At 30.7% G+C, this 18,781-nt stretch carries 13 protein-coding genes; 8 read left to right on the top strand and 5 right to left on the bottom strand.

The window, feature by feature from the left end:
- Positions 1 to 2 precede the first annotated feature (2 nt).
- Both AC27L2_RS05540 and AC27L2_RS05535 read right to left on the bottom strand, forming a co-directional pair.
- Positions 3 to 1,688, bottom strand: a complete 1,686-nt coding sequence (locus tag AC27L2_RS05540; RefSeq protein ID WP_487210705.1) for a hypothetical protein — start codon at positions 1,686 to 1,688, stop codon at positions 3 to 5.
- Between the two features lie 95 nt (positions 1,689 to 1,783).
- Positions 1,784 to 3,043, bottom strand: a complete 1,260-nt coding sequence (locus tag AC27L2_RS05535; RefSeq protein ID WP_487210704.1) for a toxin-antitoxin system YwqK family antitoxin — start codon at positions 3,041 to 3,043, stop codon at positions 1,784 to 1,786.
- 92 nt (positions 3,044 to 3,135) lie between these two features.
- Here AC27L2_RS05535 and AC27L2_RS05530 point away from each other — a divergent pair, with 92 nt between their 5' ends.
- The gene (locus AC27L2_RS05530; protein WP_487210703.1) at positions 3,136 to 3,963 is read left to right on the top strand and encodes a M23 family metallopeptidase; all 828 of its coding nucleotides are present in this window, start codon (positions 3,136 to 3,138) and stop codon (positions 3,961 to 3,963) included.
- Between the two features lie 92 nt (positions 3,964 to 4,055).
- Here the strand turns inward: AC27L2_RS05530 and AC27L2_RS05525 are convergent, their stop codons facing one another.
- Complete coding sequence (locus AC27L2_RS05525; protein WP_487210702.1) at positions 4,056 to 4,700, bottom strand: HAD family hydrolase; 645 nt, start codon at positions 4,698 to 4,700, stop codon at positions 4,056 to 4,058.
- Between the two features lie 124 nt (positions 4,701 to 4,824).
- Between AC27L2_RS05525 and AC27L2_RS05520 the strand changes: the two genes are divergently transcribed.
- The 7 genes from AC27L2_RS05520 (at position 4,825) to AC27L2_RS05490 (ending at position 17,074) form a co-directional block, all read left to right on the top strand.
- Positions 4,825 to 7,908 (top strand): ligand-binding sensor domain-containing protein, encoded by a 3,084-nt coding sequence (locus AC27L2_RS05520; RefSeq protein WP_487210701.1) that lies wholly within the window; start codon positions 4,825 to 4,827, stop codon positions 7,906 to 7,908.
- Between the two features lie 96 nt (positions 7,909 to 8,004).
- The gene (locus tag AC27L2_RS05515) at positions 8,005 to 9,603 is read left to right on the top strand and encodes a sodium:solute symporter family protein (RefSeq protein WP_487210700.1); all 1,599 of its coding nucleotides are present in this window, start codon (positions 8,005 to 8,007) and stop codon (positions 9,601 to 9,603) included.
- The gene (locus AC27L2_RS05510) at positions 9,600 to 9,899 is read left to right on the top strand and encodes a hypothetical protein (protein ID WP_487210699.1); all 300 of its coding nucleotides are present in this window, start codon (positions 9,600 to 9,602) and stop codon (positions 9,897 to 9,899) included. Before AC27L2_RS05515 ends, AC27L2_RS05510 begins: the two co-directional genes overlap by 4 nt.
- Before the next feature lie 847 nt (positions 9,900 to 10,746).
- A complete protein-coding gene (locus AC27L2_RS05505) occupies positions 10,747 to 13,965 on the top strand; it encodes an alpha-mannosidase (RefSeq protein ID WP_487210698.1) in 3,219 nt (1,072 codons plus the stop codon).
- A 23-nt stretch (positions 13,966 to 13,988) separates the two neighbouring features.
- Positions 13,989 to 15,632: an amidase gene (locus AC27L2_RS05500; protein WP_487210697.1), complete on the top strand. Its 1,644-nt coding sequence runs from the start codon at positions 13,989 to 13,991 to the stop codon at positions 15,630 to 15,632.
- 157 nt (positions 15,633 to 15,789) lie between these two features.
- On the top strand, positions 15,790 to 16,539 hold the full coding sequence (locus tag AC27L2_RS05495; RefSeq protein WP_487210696.1) for a cytidylate kinase-like family protein: 750 nt from the start codon (positions 15,790 to 15,792) through the stop codon (positions 16,537 to 16,539).
- A 70-nt stretch (positions 16,540 to 16,609) separates the two neighbouring features.
- Complete coding sequence (locus tag AC27L2_RS05490) at positions 16,610 to 17,074, top strand: YbhB/YbcL family Raf kinase inhibitor-like protein (RefSeq protein ID WP_487210695.1); 465 nt, start codon at positions 16,610 to 16,612, stop codon at positions 17,072 to 17,074.
- Positions 17,075 to 17,087: 13 nt separating this feature from the next.
- Here the strand turns inward: AC27L2_RS05490 and rfbA are convergent, their stop codons facing one another.
- Positions 17,088 to 17,951 (bottom strand): glucose-1-phosphate thymidylyltransferase RfbA, encoded by an 864-nt coding sequence (gene rfbA / locus AC27L2_RS05485; protein WP_487210694.1) that lies wholly within the window; start codon positions 17,949 to 17,951, stop codon positions 17,088 to 17,090.
- Between the two features lie 19 nt (positions 17,952 to 17,970).
- Complete coding sequence (locus AC27L2_RS05480; protein WP_487210693.1) at positions 17,971 to 18,735, bottom strand: hypothetical protein; 765 nt, start codon at positions 18,733 to 18,735, stop codon at positions 17,971 to 17,973.
- Positions 18,736 to 18,781 lie beyond the last annotated feature (46 nt).

Below are 18,781 nucleotides of genomic sequence, written 5' to 3'. Positions count from 1 at the left end.
TTTTATGATAATTTTTCTATTTGCTGCTGAAGCAATGCAAGCTGTTTTTCGTGTTCAGAAATTTTGTATTTAAGATTATTTTCCATTGCAATCAGTTCTGAAATTTTTGCTGTGTATTCTTCTTTTCGGGTTTCTTCGTTAGCCCTTTCTGTTTTGAGGGTTCTTAATTCTTCTTTCAAGCTACTAATTTGATTTCTTAAATTATCAAGTTCCTGTTGACTTTGAATTATATCCTGATTGATTTGATACTTACTTTCATCCAGTGCTGAATAACTCTCGTTAGCCTGTTTTAGTAACTGTTTAATTTCTTTTTCAAGCGAATGTTTTTTACTGAGCAGCAAATGAATTTCAGATTTCAATTCTTCAAGAAAAGATTTTTGTTTGCTGATGTAATCTTTCAAGCTGATAATTTCTTCATTCAATTCTTTTTGTTCTTCTTTGAGAATTGAAATTGATTCTTCTATAGAACTTCTTTCTTTTTGAAGCACCTTTATTTTACCATCATACTCAGCCATCTGATAAGCTTTTTCTAACAGTAGTTTTTCTTTTTCTGCAGCTTCTCTTTCTTTTTCAAGAATTTCCTGTTTGAGTGAATTTAATTTGTTTTGAAATGAATTAATTTCTTCTGTAAACTTGATGAGTGTGTGAGAAATGTTGCTTTCTATTTGTAAAATTGATTTCTCAATTTCAAACTTTCTTTTCTCATAATCATTAATTGCATTTTTCTGTGATGTAAGTATTTCGTTTAATTTTTCTTCTTCTTTTTTGAGAACTAAAAGTCTTTCCTGCAAATCATTTTTAACTGATTCAAAATTATTTATTTCATCAAGAAGATTATTTTTTTTCTCTGTTAATTCCTGAATCTCGGAATCTAATTTTTCAATTTGTTCTTTGCTGAATTTGATTTTATACTCATACTCGTCATGCTGCTTTTCTATTTGCCTGATTTCTTCGAGCAGAGCATCTCTGTTGTAAATAAACTCTGTATAAATTTTTTCTTTTTCTGAAAGCTGATTTACAAGCAAGCTTAAAGTTTGTTCAAGATTTGTTTTTATTTCTTCTGATACAATAATTTTTTCTTCGAGACTTTTTAATAAAGAATTTCTTTGAGTTTCTTCTGCTTTAAGTTGTTCAATTTTGTTTATCAGTTCATCTTTAATTTCTGATAACTTATTTATTTCGCTTTCCGATTCTAAAGAAGATTCATCTCTAAATTTTTCTTTTTCTTCTTGAAGCCGATGATAATCAGCTTGCAGTTTAAGAAATTCATCATTGAGTTTTTGAAAAGATTCATTAAGTTCATTATACTTGCTTAAGAGTTCATGATACTCTGTTTCTTTTTCTTCAGAATAAAATAAATTTTCTGAAATTTCACGATTTTCTTTTGTTGAAAGGAAAGCTTCGAGGTTTGATTTTCTTTCTTCCAAATTTTCAATTTGTCGAGTAAGATTTTCAAGATTTTCTTTCTTTTGTGACAGTTCAGATTCAACTAACGAAATATTTTTCCGAAGTTCTTCTTCTTTATTTTTTAATTCATTAAGCTCTTTTCTTGCAGAATTAATTTTGTTATCAATTTCAGTTAAACTTGAATGCTTTTGCATGAAAGCATGGAGGGTATTCTTGAGTTCGTCGTTCTCTTCTTTCAACTTTTGCATATCTGATTTTAACTTAGCTGAGAAAAGGGACATTAATATACTCCCTCCGTGATTTATTTATTCTTTTAATTAAAGATAATAAACTTTATCAAAAATAGCTTTTTATTTTTTGGAATTTTTTTATGAAATCATTGCACAATTTCGCCGTCTTTATAATTCAATTCTTTGATAACAATACCTTCTTCGTTGTATGTATAACATTTACCATTTAGCAAATTATTTTTGTAAATCATGAAATCAGAGATAATGCCATTATGATAATACCATCTTGATATTCCTTCCTTTAATCCGTTTCTATAATTTTCTTCAGCTTTAATTTTTCCATCTTTGTAGTATGAAATAACAAGACCATCCAATTTCCCGTTTTTGAAATTTCTTTCACACTTAATTTCACCAGTTTCATAAAAAATTTTTGACTTTCCTTCAAGTAAATCATCTGAGTAATAATCTTCAGCAATTTTAATTCCTTTATCATTGAACTTAATTGATAATCCGTTTTTCATTCCATTTCTATAGTAAGCAATTTCTGATATAATACCTCCGTCGTAAAAAAATTTGCATTCACCTTCTAATTTGTCTTCATTGTAATTAAGTATTGATTGAACAAATCCGCTTTTGTAGTAATTAATAATTTTGCCGTGCTTTTTCCCTTCTTTGAAGTTAAGTTCTGCTTTTATTGTTCCTTCATCATAATATTCGCTGAAACTTTCTTCTATTTTATCGAACTTTCCACCGATATCATATCTAACTCGTTTAACAATTTGTCCATTTGAATAAGTATCAATTACTTTTATTGAACCATCTGGATAATAAAAATATGAGTTGCCGTCTAGTTTGTCATTCTTAAAATTTGCTTCGAGAGCTATTCCGCCAAATTCATAATAAACCCTACTTATGCCTTCTAATTTATCATCAACATAATTTCTTTCTACCTCAACCTGACCATTTTCATAAAATATTTTTGATACACCATTTAATTTGCCATTATGATAATTCCAGATTGCCTGCAAAGCTCCGCTTTTGTAATAAGTTTTACTGAATCCTTCCTGAACATCATTGACATAATTTGGTTCTGCCCATAGTTCACCTGTTTCATAATACCATCTTGATATTCCTTCAAGTTTTCCATTGTGATAATTCCATTCCATACTTTTTGTGCCATCTTCAAAATACCAAGTGGAAATCCCTTCTTCTTTTCCATTAACAAAGTTCCATTCTTTCCAGAGTTTTCCGCTTTCGTAATATTCTCTGTAAACTCCATGTCTTACTCCATTAACATAAGTTCCTTCCGATTTCAATTTCCCATTTTTATAATATTCTCGTTTAATTTCTTGAGGGAAAATTATGGTAGAAGTTATAAAGATAAAGAGAAAAAATTTTTTAATCATAGACACAAATTTTTTTTGCGAAATTACACAAAAGTTTTTATACATTTGTAAAAATAACATTATTAGCATCATAATTAATATTGAAGGGAAAAATGAATTCTTTAAGAAATTTTTCTTTAGTTTTATTTTTAATTTTTTCACTAAGAATTTATTCGCAAGAAATAAAATTTTTTGGTGAACCAAAAGCAGGAGGAGTAATAATTGGAAAAGGAGAGAATGTGAAAGCTGCATGGCTTAACAATAAACAATTAGCAATTGATAAAAACGGTATTTTTATTTTTGGTTTTGATAGAGATGCAAAAGGGAAATTTATTTTGAAAGTAAAATTAAAAAACAAAAAAACACTCAAATATGAATACAAGATTGAAAAAAGATTATATGGGGAACAAAGATTAACATTACAAAAGAAATATGTAACACCTCCTAAAAAGGAATTATCAAGAATTAAAAAAGAAACAAGAATTATTAAGAGAGCACGAGCAAAAATTGGAAAGCTAAAGTCTGCTCTCTTTTCATCAGGTTTTGTTTATCCAGTTGATAGTATTAAAATTACAGGGTTATTTGGAAGTCAAAGAATTTTAAATGGAAAACCTCATAACATACACAATGGTATTGACTTCGCAGCAAATGAAGGAGATTCTGTTTATGCAATAACTGATGGAATTGTTCGATTAGCAGGAGAAAATTTTTATTTTAATGGAAATTTTGTTTTGCTGGACCATGGTCAGGGTTTAAGCAGTGTTTATCTGCATCTAAGCAAAATTTTTGTTAAAGATGAACAAAGAATTAAGAAAGGGGAAGCAATTGGACTTGCAGGTTCAACAGGTCGATCAACCGGACCACATCTTCATCTTGGAGTTCAATGGTTTAATAAAAGAATTGATCCATTAAGTTTACTTGAAATAAAAAAAATCGAATAATCTTCAAAATGAATCACTAAAAAAATTATTATCACTAAAAAATCTTTTCCGTCAATCCGCATCCTTAACATTTAACCTGTAACCTTTAACCTTCAGCTTGCAGCCATCAACTCCAAAACATTATCAATAACTTTTGTTCCGCTGGTTAATAGTATATTTTTATTTTGATGACCAGTTGCTACTAAAATGCAATCGGCTCCAATTTCAGATGCAACTTCGTAATCGTGCAATGTATCTCCAATTAATAAAGTTTCCTCTTTCCCATTGCCAAGTTTTTTCATTAACTCAATACCGAGATGTAATTTGCCTGCAGCATATATATTATCCAGTCCAACAATGTATTTAAAATATTTTCTTAGATTAAAATAATTTGCCATCTCTTCAAGAGTATGCTGAGAATAAGCAGAAAGAATTGATTGTTCTATTCCCAATTCCTTTATTTTTTCAAGAACTTCAATTATGCCGTCATAAAGAGAGCATTCATATTTTCTTTTTTCATATTCATCAATCCATAATTTACCAATTACTTCAAAAGATTCTTTAGAAAAATCGAAGCCAAGTTTTTCATAGTAATTTTTAACGGGTATTGTGAAAATTTCTTTGTATCGGTCAACAGTTAAAACATTCAATCCTCTTTCGGATAAAATCTTATTAATAATTTCAACTCCAAGTTCAACATCATTAAAAATTGTGCCATTCCAATCCCAGATTATGTGATTATATTGATTAATTTTCATAAGCTCTCCAAAAAATTTTTGCAAAAATTACTTAAAAAAATTTTCATGGGATATAAACTTTATTATTTTTTAATCGATAATAAGTGTGGATTATATTGCTTTAAAAAAATTAGGGCAAATTACTTTGAAATTTTTAATACAATGTAGTTTTTTAATCTTCTTCTTTCTGCAGCAAATATTTTACGGAGGGGCATTAAATCCCAATAAGTATTTAACGCAGCATGTTCTTGATAATTGGAATACAAAACAGGGACTCCCTCAAAATTCAGCCTACAGCATTATTCAAACAAAAGATGGATTTATTTGGTTTGGAACAGAAGAAGGTTTTGTAAAATTTGACGGCTTTAGATTTACTGTTTACAATCCAGATGTAGTTCCCGAAATGAAATCATCTTTAGTTGTAGCTTTAATTGAAGACGGAGAAGGAAATTTATGGGTTGGTACTTTTGATGGACTGTTAAAATATTCTCCAAAACAATCAAAATTATATACAATTAAAGATGGATTGACAAGTAACATTATTCGTTCTTTGTATGAAGATGAAAAAGGACAAATTTGGATTGGAACTTCTGAAGGATTGAACGTTATTGAAAATGGAAAGATAAAAAAGTTTACAAAAGAAAAATTGTTGAACAACGAAACAATCTATAAAATTATTGGCGATAAAACCGGCAAAATTTATCTGGGGACATCAAATTCTGGTGTAGTAATAATTGATGCCACAAAAAAAGATAATTATAAAGTTTCTGTAATTAATACGAGCAAAGGATTATTAAGCAATTATGTTCGTTCACTTTTTTTGAAAGATGAAAAATTATTCGTCGGAACAGATAAGGGTTTGGATTTAATTGTTAATAATAGAGTAGAACAATTTCCATTTAAGAAAAATCTTTTGAATCATCAAATAATGGATATTATTGAAGACGAAGGAAATTTATACCTTGCAACTCAAAAGGGCTTATGCAGAATTGTTAACGGCAAAACTGAATTTCATACACTTGATAAAAATTTAGAAATAAATTTTCTGCTCGATTTGTTTGTGGATAGAGAAAATAATTTGTGGATTGGAAGTTACAATAATGGACTTTACCGAATGCGAGATGGAAATTTTACAACCATTTCTCTTGATGAAGGTTTAAAAGAAAAATTTATCAGAGCAGTTACCCAAAATAAAGATGGAATTTGGGTTGCATCAAGCAATAATTATTTATCTTTAATCAAAGGAAATGAAGTAAAAAATTATTTTTTAAGAAAAGAAGATAATTCAAATATTCAAACAATTGCAGCGCAAAACGATTCAATCTGGATTGGCACAAGAGCAGGCTTGTATTTATTCAAGAATGGAAATCTTACAAAAATCAGAAGTTGTAATTTTTCAGTTACAGCATTGTTTGTTGATTCAAAAAACAGACTTTTAATTGGATGCGGCAGCGGAGGATTTTATCAATTAAAATCTGGCAAACTAATCAGTTTAAGCAACGATGAAAAATCTTCAAAATTAAGAATAAGATTTATTACAGAAGATAAGAAAGGAAATTTATTTTTAGGAACAATCGGACAAGGTTTGGTAATATTTGATGGAAAAACTTTTCAATATTTTAATGAAGAAAATGGACTGCCAAGCAATATAATTTATTTTATTCATCTTGATTCAAGAGGAATTCTCTGGCTTACGGCAAGCGGAAGCGGAATATTGATTTTTGATGGAAATAAATTTTCTAAGATTACTAAAAAAGATGGTTTGCCAACAAACGAAGTTCAAACAATCCTTGAAGATGAAAATGGAAATTTCTGGTGCGGTTTTAATAATGGAATATTTAGAGTATCCAAATATGAACTTGAAAAATTTATTTCAGGAAAAATTACTGAAGTTAACACAGAACTTTTTAATGAAGCTGAAGGATTGAAAAATTCTGAATGCAATGGTGGTTTTCAGGGAACAGTCTTAAAAGATGCTAAGGGAAAATTCTGGTTTGCAACAATTGATGGAATTTCATTTGTTCATCCACAAAAAATAAAAGCGAGTAATTACTTTCCGCCTGTTTATGTTTCCAGAGTCTTATGCAATTTTGAACCTGTGAAATTATCCTCTGAAATTAAAGCTCCAGCAGGAACAAACATACTCAGGTTTGATTACATTGTTGCTTCTTACATTCAACCTTTCAAATTAAAGGTGAAATATATTCTTGAGGGATACGAAAAAGAATGGCATGAAGTAAGAAACAGAAGAATAGTTTATTATTACAATTTAGAACCTGGTGAATATAAATTTAGAGTAAAAGTTTCCAATTATAATTATGAATGGAATAATCAGGAAGCATCAGTAAAAATTGTAATTCCTCCATATATTTATCAAACAATGACTTTTAAGATTTTATCGCCAATTTTACTTTTATCGTTAATATTTTTATATGTTAAGTGGCGTGTAGATAAACAGGAAAAATTAACTAAGAAATTGGAAGAAATGGTAAAACAAAGAACGGATGATTTGAAGAGGTATGCTGAAGAACTCGAAAAAGCAAATAAGACAAAAGACAAATTCTTTTCAATCATATCTCACGATTTAAGAAATCCAGTCCATTCAATTTCCTCAATTGCAGAATTTTTGTACAGCAACAGAAATGAATTATCATCAGATGAATTAGATGACATGTTAATTCAAATAAAGAACTCTTCAATAAAGTTATATAATTTGATTGAAAATTTATTGGAGTGGTCAAGAATTCAAACCAACAGAATGGAATATAAACTCGAGAATTTTAATTTGTATGAAAACATCAGAGGTGTTTCTTCAATACTTGAATCAAATGCACGGAAAAAAGAAATTAAGATTATTATTGATGCAGAAAAAGAAATTAATGTATATGCCGATAAAACTTCTGTAGATTCTGTTTTATTAAATTTAATTTCGAATGCAATTAAATTTTCACATCCCAAAAATGATATAATAATCTCTGCAAAAGAAGATGAAGATAAAGTAAAAGTTTGCATTAAAGACAAAGGTATTGGAATAAGTGAAGAAGAAATTGAAAAAATTTTCACAATAGATTCAAAGTTTACCAAGATAGGAACAGCAGGTGAAAAGGGCACAGGTTTGGGTTTGATTCTTTGCAAAGAACATATTGAACGTAATGGCGGGAAACTCTGGATTGAAAGCAAACTTAATGAAGGCACATCAATTTATTTCACATTACAGAAAGGTAAATAAATTCTTATTGCTTTTTAATTTTTTTATTGATTTCAAAACTTGCTCTCCATAATTTCATATCATCATAAAATATTTATCAACTTATCGGGAGTTCATATGGTAACTTTTCAATTCCTTGATTGGTTCTGGGTGGTAGCATTTTTAATTGTTACAGTTAGTCTTGGTGTTGCATTTTATCGACTTGGTAAGCGTTCAGAAGCTGATTTTTTTCTTGCTGGAAGAGGTTTGCCCTGGTGGCTGCCAGCTTCATCTGTTTATGCTACTCACACAGCAACTGATACACCTATCTGGGTTACAGGTGTGATTTATAAGTATGGTATCGCAGGACTCTGGTATACTTTCTTTTCAGCATGGTGTGCTATAAGTGCTTTTGTATCAACAAGAATATTCAGACGTTCTCTTGCTTACACTCAAGCTGAATGGAACACAATTAGATTTCATGGACTTGGAGCCGAACTTTTAAGAGGCTGGATTTCAGGCTGGCAGGTTTTTATGAATATGTTCATTCTTGGCTGGGTTGGAATAGCTATGGGAAAAGTTTGTAACTATTTATTTGGTTGGGACTTATGGATTGGCCTTGTTCTGTTTTCTTCTTTGTGTGCAATTTATGTTCTTGCTGCTGGTTATTGGGGAGTTATAATGGCAGATTTTCAACAAGGTATAATTGCTTTTTTAATGATATTGCTTGTATCAATCTGGGGAATTATTGCTGCAGGTGGTCCATTTGAAATTCAGAACAAATTAATTGCAATGGGTCAATCTTGGCGGTTAAATCCATTTGCATTTACAGGCTGGTTCGAAGGTGATTTTCCAGTTGCCTGGTTTTTAACTATGATGGTTATTGCAATTCTTGGCGGATTTGGAATGGGAACAAGTATTGATTGGTATGTTGAAGCTCAAAGAATTCAAAGTGCAAAATCTGTCAGAGATGCAAGTTATAGTATCTGGTGGGGAACTGCTCTTGTGTTAACACGAAATGCAATCTGGGCAGCTGCAATTTTAGCTTTTTTTGTAATGTTCCCAAATATCTCTAATCAATCTGAATACGAACTGGGCTGGCTTAGACTTGGATTCGAATTTCTTCCAACAGGATTAATTGGATTTTTCTTTGCAGCTTTAATTGCAATTCATGTTTCTACTATTGCATCTCATTTAAATCTTGGTGCAATGTATTTTACACGTGACCTTTACTTGCATTACTTCAAGCCAACTGCATCTGAAAAAGAACTTGTTTGGGTTGGCAGAATAGCAACATTAATTTTATTGCTTGGTTCATTTTTCTATGGATTAATGATGGAAGATATAACTTCATGGTTAATTTTTGCTTTGTGGCTGATGGCTGCAGGAATCTGGCTGCCTAATATCTTGCAGGTTGTATGGTGGCGATTTAATGCTTGGGGATATTTATCTGCATGGATTGCTAACCTTGGTCTAAGCTGGCTTGTAGTATGGATTTTGCCTCATTGGGGTGTAATTCCTCAATTGGCAGATTATCAACAATTCTGGCTTTTAATGCTGCTTGGTGCTGTTATTTTCATTCCAGTTACTCTTTTAACCAAACCAGAACCAATGGAACATCTTGTAAAATATTATGTTCAGGCAAGACCAATAGGATGGTGGGGACCAGTTAAAAGAGAAGCACAAAAACTTGGCTTATTAACTCATGTTGTAAATAATAATGGAGGTAATAAATGAGTTTTATTAGAAGAACCTGGACGCCATGGGAAGCAGATGAATGGCGTAAAGAAGATTGGTTTGCTGTAATTTTGTCTCCAATCTGTTACATACTTTTAATGATTGGAACTGTAGGAAGTTTTTTATTGAACTTGTGGGGATTTATCACTCTTGCAGCTGGAATCTTTTTAGTATGGCTAATGCACTGGATAATCGACCCAAAACTTAAAGTGATTTCAAGTGAATATGAGAAGAAACAACATGAATATCTTGAACAATTAGAGCGTCAAGCACGCTGGGAGGAACTAAATGGATAAAGGATTAGCAATGGTAATCGGAATGTCTATTGCCTATGTGGCTTCTTTTCTCGGTTTAATTTTAGCTTGGTATTCTCATAACAAACATTCAAAAAAAGGTGAAAAATGATTTTGTTAGTAGAACAATTTCAGAGAATTGGCAGCCCGATTTTGGGAGTAATCTTCCCGGCTTTGATTCTTGGTCTATCTATTTTTTTAACATGGCTGCTTTATAAAAAATTTTCTAAATGAATGTAAGTAAATTTTTTATTAAGAACCGAAGAAAAAAGTTTGACATCTTGATTAGAAAAATTATAAATGTGATTTAACATAATAAGCCAAAAAAATAAAACGCAAAAAATTTCGTCTTTGCGACTTAGCGAGAAATTAAAAATGATAAATTATTCACTTACTATAATTTCTCATAAATCTTTGCACATTCTCTTCGGTTAAAATTATTAAACCGCTAAGTTCGCAAAGATTTTTTTGAGAATTTTCACATAGTTCAAAATGACTTAATAATTTACATGTCTTTCTGAGGAGTCTCGATTAATTGGAATGAATAAGTATCTAAAACATTTTTTTAAAGAGATTCTTCATCTGCCTTTAGCGGATTCAGAATGACGCCAAAGTATATGTATTCAGAAGGTATAAGCTATGGACTGATTACTGAAAAATCTAAAACAAAACAGCGTAAATCTGTGTTCATCTGCGTGCTATAAAATAATGAAACTTCAAAGTTCATAAAGAGTGGAGGAAGTATAAGTTTATTAAAGAAATTGAATGATTAATTTGTTTTTTCAAAATGACAATCTCTAAAGTCCAATGGCAAAAAATTATTATTACAAATTTTATAAAGGTGACTACAATGAAAAAATTATTACTTCTTTTCTTTTTTTCATTTTCAATCTTTGCTCAAAGTAATGTTGACAAACTTGTAGAGCAATTAGATTCTCTCAGCGAAACATCATTCAATAATTGGAAATACTCAACAGATTTTTCTCTTTCACCTCAAGAAATTACAAGAAGTGATTTTAATGATTCAAATTGGAAGACAGCAAAACTAAACGAACGCCTTCAACTTGATTCATGCTGGTTCAGAAAAGTTATCGAAATCCCTTCTTACATTGCAGGAATTCCTGTTAAAGATAAACTAAAATTTTTTGCAACGGTTGATGATTACAGCTACATCTGGGTTAATGGTGAATATCAAGGAAAATTTATGTGGGATGCCGAATTCATCTTAACAAATAAAATCCCCAAAGAAAAAATAATTGTTCTTGTTAAAGCAATAAATACAGGCGGACCGCTAAGATTAATCAATGCAAAGCTGAGTTTTGAGAATCAAACATCTCTACAAAAATTAATTCAAAATCTTTCTCTCAGTTTTAAAGTTGCACAAAAGCTTTTAAGTTTTGATACTTATCAAACTAATGAAAGAGTAAAAGTTGATCCAAAGATTGATTTATCGAAAGCCGATAAAAAAGAAAAACAAAAATTAAATAGTCTTCTTCAGCAGCTTGCACAAGAAATCAAAGCAGATGAATTAGAACATGGTGACACAACAAAATTTGTTTCATCAGTAAATCAGGTATTAAAAAAATTAAAACCAATTCAAGAATATGTTAAAAGATATACAATTCAATTCACTTCAAATGCTCACATTGATGCTGCATGGTTATGGAGAAAAAAAGAAACCGAAGAAGTAGCAAAAAGAACATTTTCTGCTGTGATGAATATGTTTAATGCACGTCCTGATTTTACTTACACTCAAAGTCAAGCAGCATTATATGATTGGATGAAGAGAGATTATCCAGATTTATTTAATCAAATTAAAAATTATGTTAAATCTAAAAGATGGGAAATTTCTGGAGGCATGTGGGTTGAACCTGATTGCAATCTGCCAAGTGGTGATTCGTGGGCTCGGCAACTATTGTTTGGACAAAAATTCTTTAAAGATAATTTTGGAATTGCTGCTCGAATCGGATGGAATCCAGATTCATTTGGCTACAATTGGAATCTTCCACAATTTATGCTGCTTGGTGGTCTTGATGCTTTTATTACACAAAAACTTGGCTGGAACGATACAAATGTTTTTCCTTATCGATTATTCTGGTGGCAATCACCTGATGGTTCTAAAATTTTAACTTATTTTCCGTTCAATTATGTCAATACAATTGATAATCCATTTCAGCTTGTTGATTGGTTGAGACAATATGAAGCAAACACAGGATTGACAAAACTTCTGGTTCTTTTTGGAGTGGGAGACCACGGCGGCGGTCCTTCTCTTGAAATGATGGCAAGAATTGACCAACTAAAAAATTTATTTATCTATCCTCAAATAGAATTTAACACAGCACAAAATTATATTGATTGGATTCGTAAACAGGATTTAACAAAACTCCCAGTTTGGAATAATGAACTTTATCTCGAATATCACAGAGGAACAGCAACTACTCAATCAAATATTAAAAAGTGGAATCGTAAAAGTGAAGTGCTTTTAACAAATGCAGAAAAATTTTCTGCAATCTCAAAAATAATTGGGGAAAATGATTATCATGATTTAATTAATGATGCATGGAAAAATGTTCTGTTTAATCAATTTCATGATATACTTCCCGGCTCTGGAATTCGGGAAATTTATATTGATGCAGAACAAGATTATAAAAAATCATTTGAGCTTGGAAATTTTGCTCTTAATAATTCATTAAAAAATATTTCAAAAAATATCAACACTTCTTCGATTAAAGATGGCAAAGCATTAATTGTATTTAATTCGTTATCTTGGAAACGAAATGATGTTGTTAAAATTGAACTTGAATTAGGTGATAAAAACAATTATAAAATTTATGATATCGAAGGGAATGAAATATCATCACAAATTATTCAGAAGGACAAACTGAGAAGAGAAATAATTTTTATTGCAAGTGATATTCCTGCACTCGGATATAAAACATACATAATTAGAGAAGAGAAAAATGAAAACACAATCAGAACGAACAAAGAATTAAAAAATATTTTTGAAATCGAAAATGATTTCTTCAAAGTTAATGTCAATCCGAATACAGGGTGGGTTAGCAGTATTTTTGATAAAAGATACAACAAAGAATTAATTGCAGGGGAGGCAAATAAACTTCAATTGTTAGAAGATAAGCCTTCAGCATGGGATGCATGGAATATTGGTTTAACAGGAATTGAATATCCGTCAAAATTCCGAAAAGCTGAATTAATTGAAGATGGTCCTGTTAGAAAAATTTTAAGATGTTATCATGATTATTTAAAACCTGGAGTAGTAAAAGAATTTCCAACAGAAGATTTTCCAAATTCATTCTTTGAGCAAGATATAATTTTATATAATGGAATTGATAGAATTGATTTTAAAACAGATGTTGAATGGTGGGAAGATAAAACAATGCTCAAGGTTTCTTTTCCATTGAATGTTCAGGATACTTTAGCAACTTATGAAATTCCATTTGGAATGATAAAACGTTCAACAACTTTGAAAGCGCAGCTCGATAAAGGCAAGTGGGAAGTAAATGCTCAGAAGTGGGCAGATTTATCTGATGATAATTTTGGAATTGCATTATTAAACAAATCTAAATATGGTTATGATACTAAGGGAAATGTTATGAGATTATCGTTGCTTCGTTCTCCAAAGTGGCCCGACCCAACTGCCGATAGAGGAAATCATTCTTTTGAATATTCACTTTATCCTCATCAAAAAAGAGTTGAAGAAAGTGAAACTGTTTATAAAGGTTATGAATTTAATTACCCGCTTCTTTATGTTGTAGAAGATATTCATGAAGGCAGTTTACCAAATGAGTATTCTTTTATTCAAATTTTACCGGGAAATGCAATTCTTACATCTGTTAAACTATCTGAAGAAAATTCACAAGAATTAATTTTAACAATTTATGAATCATCAGGAAAAGATTCTGAATGCAAATTAATACTGCCTTTCATTCCTAAAAAAATTTATGAATCAAATTTTCTTGAAGAGAATATAAGAGAAATTTTATTTGACAAGGAAACAGTAAAATTTCAGTTGAATAAAAATTCAGTAAAAATTTTAAAAGTGATTTTTTAATAACTTTTATATCGGAGTATAACATGAAAAAAATTTTCATAGCTTTATTTCTTATCTCATTACTTGAGACTAATATTAAAGCTCAAGAAAAAATCACAAGAGAAAATGTTGAAAATGCTGAAAAAATAATTGGTCTCGAATTTACAGAAGCAGAAAGGGACTCAATGCTTGATGCATTAGATGAACAGTTAGACAATTATTTGAATATTCGAAAAATCAAGATTGACAACAGCATTCCACCAGCAATCCTTTTTAATCCAATTCCCGTTGGGTTCAAAATTGACAATAAACAAAAACCTATTCGTTATAGTGATTACAGTTATGCAAAACTTCCAGAAAATTTTAATGACCTTGCATATTATTCAATCGGAGAACTTGCTTATTTAATAAAAACCAGAAAAATTACTTCTACACAGCTTACAAAATTTATTCTTGAAAGATTAAAAAAATATGGTCCAAAACTTTACAGTGTTGTTACACTTACAGAAGAAAGGGCACTTGAAGAAGCCAGAAAAGCTGATGAGGAAATTTCGAAAGGAAAATACAGAGGAATGCTGCATGGTATTCCATACGGTGTAAAAGATTTGCTTGCAACAAAAAATTATCCTACAACCTGGGGCGCAGAACCTTATCAAAATCAAATTATTGATGAAGATGCTACAGTAATAAAAAAATTGCATGATGCAGGTGCAGTTCTTGTAGCAAAACTTTCGATGGGTGCTTTAGCTTGGGGAGATGTTTGGTTTGGTGGCACAACTCGCAATCCATGGGATACAACTAAAGGTTCAAGTGGTTCATCGGCTGGTTCGGCTGCCTCTGTTTCTGCTGGACTGATTCCTTTTGCAGTCGGCACAGAAACATGGGGTTCGATTGTTTCACCTTCAACTGTCTGCGGCGTAACTGGTTTGCGTCCAACTTATGGAAGGGTCAGTCGAACAGGTGCGATGGCTTTAAGCTGGTCTATGGATAAAATTGGAGTTATATGCAGAAATGCAGAAGACCTCGCAATTGTGTTTGATGCAATAAGAGGAACAGATGGAATCGACCAAACTCTTTATGATGCATCATTCAATTATAAACCAGAAATAAATTTGAAGAAATTAAAAATAGGATATTTGAAAAATGATTTTGACAGTAATTATCCATTTCATAAAAATGATTCTCTTGCATTGGAAAAGTTGAAAGAACTTGGTGCAGAATTAATTCCAATTGAACTGCCATATATTTCAACAGAAGATTTAGCATTCATACTTTCAGCCGAAGCCGCTGCAGCATTTGATGAACTTACTCGTTCTAATCAAGATGATTTATTAAAAAGACAAATTAAAAATGCCTGGCCTAATGTATTTCGTGCTGCAAGGTTTATTCCTGCAGTAGAATATATTAATGCAAATCGAATTCGTTATATGTTGATTCAAGAAATGAAAAAAATTTTCGATAAAGTTGATGTTTATATTTCACCTTCATGGAAAGGAAATAATTTATTGACTACAAATTTAACTGGTCATCCTTGTGTTGTTGTACCGAATGGTTTTTCGAAAAATGGAACCCCAACAAGTTTTACATTCATAGGAAATTTATTTGAAGAAGCAAAATTAATTTCACTTGCTAATGCATTTCAGGCTGCAACTGATTTTCACAAACAACACCCACCAGCATTTAAATAATTTATAAGACCCCCTCTCTTATTTCAACAAAAAATTTTTTGAGAGGGGGGAAGTTTTTCATTCACATTAAAACTTCTTTTTATTACATTTAGAATGACTGCATAATGCAGATTTGAAAATTCCTTTCCTCCATTACTCAAATTTTATGGAGGTGATTATGAAAGTCTTGAGTGCATATGAAAAAGCCCGCATTTACATTGAGAAACATTATGAAGCATCTGAAGAAGCTAAAGCACAGAAGAGAAAATTAAATCCCGGACCAACAATAACATTATCGCGACAAACTGGAATTGGAGCAGCTGCAATATGTGAAAAGTTGACTGAGTATTTGAACAGCAGAGCTGTTGAAGGTTATGATGATTGGACATATTTCGACAGGGAATTAATTGAAAAAATTATGTCAGACCATAACCTGCCAGATCACTTTAGAAAATATCTTGATGAAGAAAAGCCCCCGAAGATTGAAACATGGTTCGGAGAAATTCTTGGCATTAATCCAAACAAACTTTTGCTGCTTCATAAAATATCTCAAACAATTTTAAAACTTGCTGATTATGGTAATGTAATAATTGTCGGGCGAGGTGCAAATATTATTACAGCAAAAAGACCAAATACATTTCATATTCGTTTGGTTGCACCATTAAATTATCGAATTGAAAATGCATGCAGACTTTATAACATTGATTATAAAACTGCAGCAGATTTTATTAAGGGAGAAGATGAGGCGCGTAAAAATTATATCTGGAAATATTTTCATAAAGATATTGAAGACCCGCTTTTATATCATGTAGTTATTAATACAAATTATCTTAAGACAGAAGAAGTAGCCGAAATGATTGGTCATTGTGTAATTCGTAAGTTCCCTAAATTTTTTATCAAAAGTCAAATGACAGTTGTAAATGAATGAGTAAAGAAGTATGAAAACAAAACTAATATTATTCTTTGTTTTAATACTTTGTATAAGCAAGGAGAACAAAATGAAATTTCAAATTACTTCATCTGCATTTAAAGATGGAGAGATGATTCCATCAAAATATACATGCGATGGAGAAAATATTTCTCCTCCATTGAACTGGAGTGAAATTCCAGAAGGAACAAAATCACTTGCATTAATAAATGATGATCCAGACGCACCTGTTGGAGATTGGGTTCATTGGATTGTGTACAATATTCCTCCAGAAACAAAAGAATTAAAGGAAGCAGCATCAAATAAAAAATTATTGCCGAAAGGAACACTCGAAGGATTGAATGATTGGAATAGAAAGGGTTATGGTGGTCCCTGTCCGCCTTCGGGTGTGCACAGATATTTTTTCAAACTCTACGCACTTGATGTTGTTTTGTCGTTAAAAGAAGGCGCAACAAAAAGGCAACTGCTCGATGCAATGAAAGGACACATTTTAGCAGAAGCCCAGCTTGTTGGCAAATATCAAAGAAGAAGATGATTTAATTGAAAGATTATTCATCCAAAATTTTTTCAAGGTAATCTCTATATAGAGATTTAGGAATATTTGCAATTACATTTTCAAGCTGTGCTTTTGTGATAAATCCTTTTTGATATGCTATTTCTTCAAGACAAGCAACTTTCAAACCTTGTCGATCTTCAATAACACCAAAGAATTGAGATGCTTTTAATAAAGATTCAGGAGTTCCTGTATCAAGCCAGGCAACTCCTCTTCCAATTTTTTCAACATGAAGTTCTCCTAATTCGAGATAAGTTTTATTAACATCTGTAATTTCAAGTTCTCCTCTTGCAGAAGGTTTTAAATTTTTAGCTATGTTTACAACTTTGTTATCATAAACATAAAGACCAGGGACTGCAAAATTAGATTTGGGTTGTTTGGGTTTTTCTTCAATACTTATTGCTTTACCTGTTGAATCAAATTCAACTATGCCATAACGCTGTGGGTCGTTAACTTGATATGCAAATATTGTTGCTCCATTTTTATTATTTCTTAATGCTTTGTAAAAGAAATCGAGTTTGCCGTAAAAAATGTTATCGCCTAAAATTAATGTAACAGAATCCTGCCCAATAAATTTTTCTCCAATGATGAATGATTCTGCAATTCCATTTGGAGCTGCCTGAATTTCATAATCTATTTTTAATCCAAGATGTGAACCATCCTCAAATAATTTTTGGTATAGTGGTATTGTCTCAGCATTTGATATAATTAATATTTCTCTAATTCCCCCAAGCATCAACACAGACATTGGATAATAAATTAAAGGTTTGTCGTAAATTAAAGTCAATTGTTTGCTGTAGACTTTTGAGATTGGGTACATTCTGGTACCAGAACCTCCTGCAAGTACAATTCCTTTCATTTATACCTCAGATGTTTATTTATTCAACAATAATATAAGCTCTTTTTAATAATAAATCTTTATCATTAAATATGTCAACTCTGTAATAACCATCAGACTGGAATTGATACTTGAAATAAGTATCGTACCAATCAGGTTCGATTTTGAATTTTTTGAAATCAACAAAATCTTCGTATGGTGCATTTATATTTTTCTTTTTCCATATTCTTACTTGAATTATATTTGTATTAAGCGGACGATTATTAATAAAATAAATAAACACTTCGCCGCTTTTAAATCGAAGTGAAATTTTATCTATAATGTTAATTGGTTTGTTGCCAATAACTTTCTCACAAAATATTATTCTTGAGTTTGGAAACACTTCATAATCATTAATGCCTATAAAACTATTTTTAGAATTTTCAACCAGAAGAAATGCTTTTGAAATAATTTCTTGTTTATCATTAATAAGACTTACAGAATATGTCCCTTCCTGATTAAAACTGTAATCATAAGCTGCCCAGTTTTTTAGATTGCTAAATTTAATTGTTGAAGAAAAAATGCTTTGTTTTATATTGTTGTTAATTTTTTCGATTAAAAGATTCATTCCTTGCTGTTCTGATTTATTATTATTTTTTATCAAGATAAAAATTTTATTATTTGTTTCAACTTTTCTGTTTGCTATAATTCCAATTGGGTCTCCATTTTCATTTACTGCTTTACAAAAGATTATTTCCTGTGAAAATATTTCTGATAAGAAAAGAAGGAAAAGCAATGCATGTAAATAAAATAATTTTACCCTCATCTGTTTATGTTATGATTTCAAGAAAATAATTTTAAGAAATTTGTGC

It is taken from the genome of Rosettibacter sp. KY25, assembly GCF_057554405.1.
Note: the sequence above shows the minus strand (reverse complement) of the source record. Positions and strands in the feature narration are given on the sequence as shown.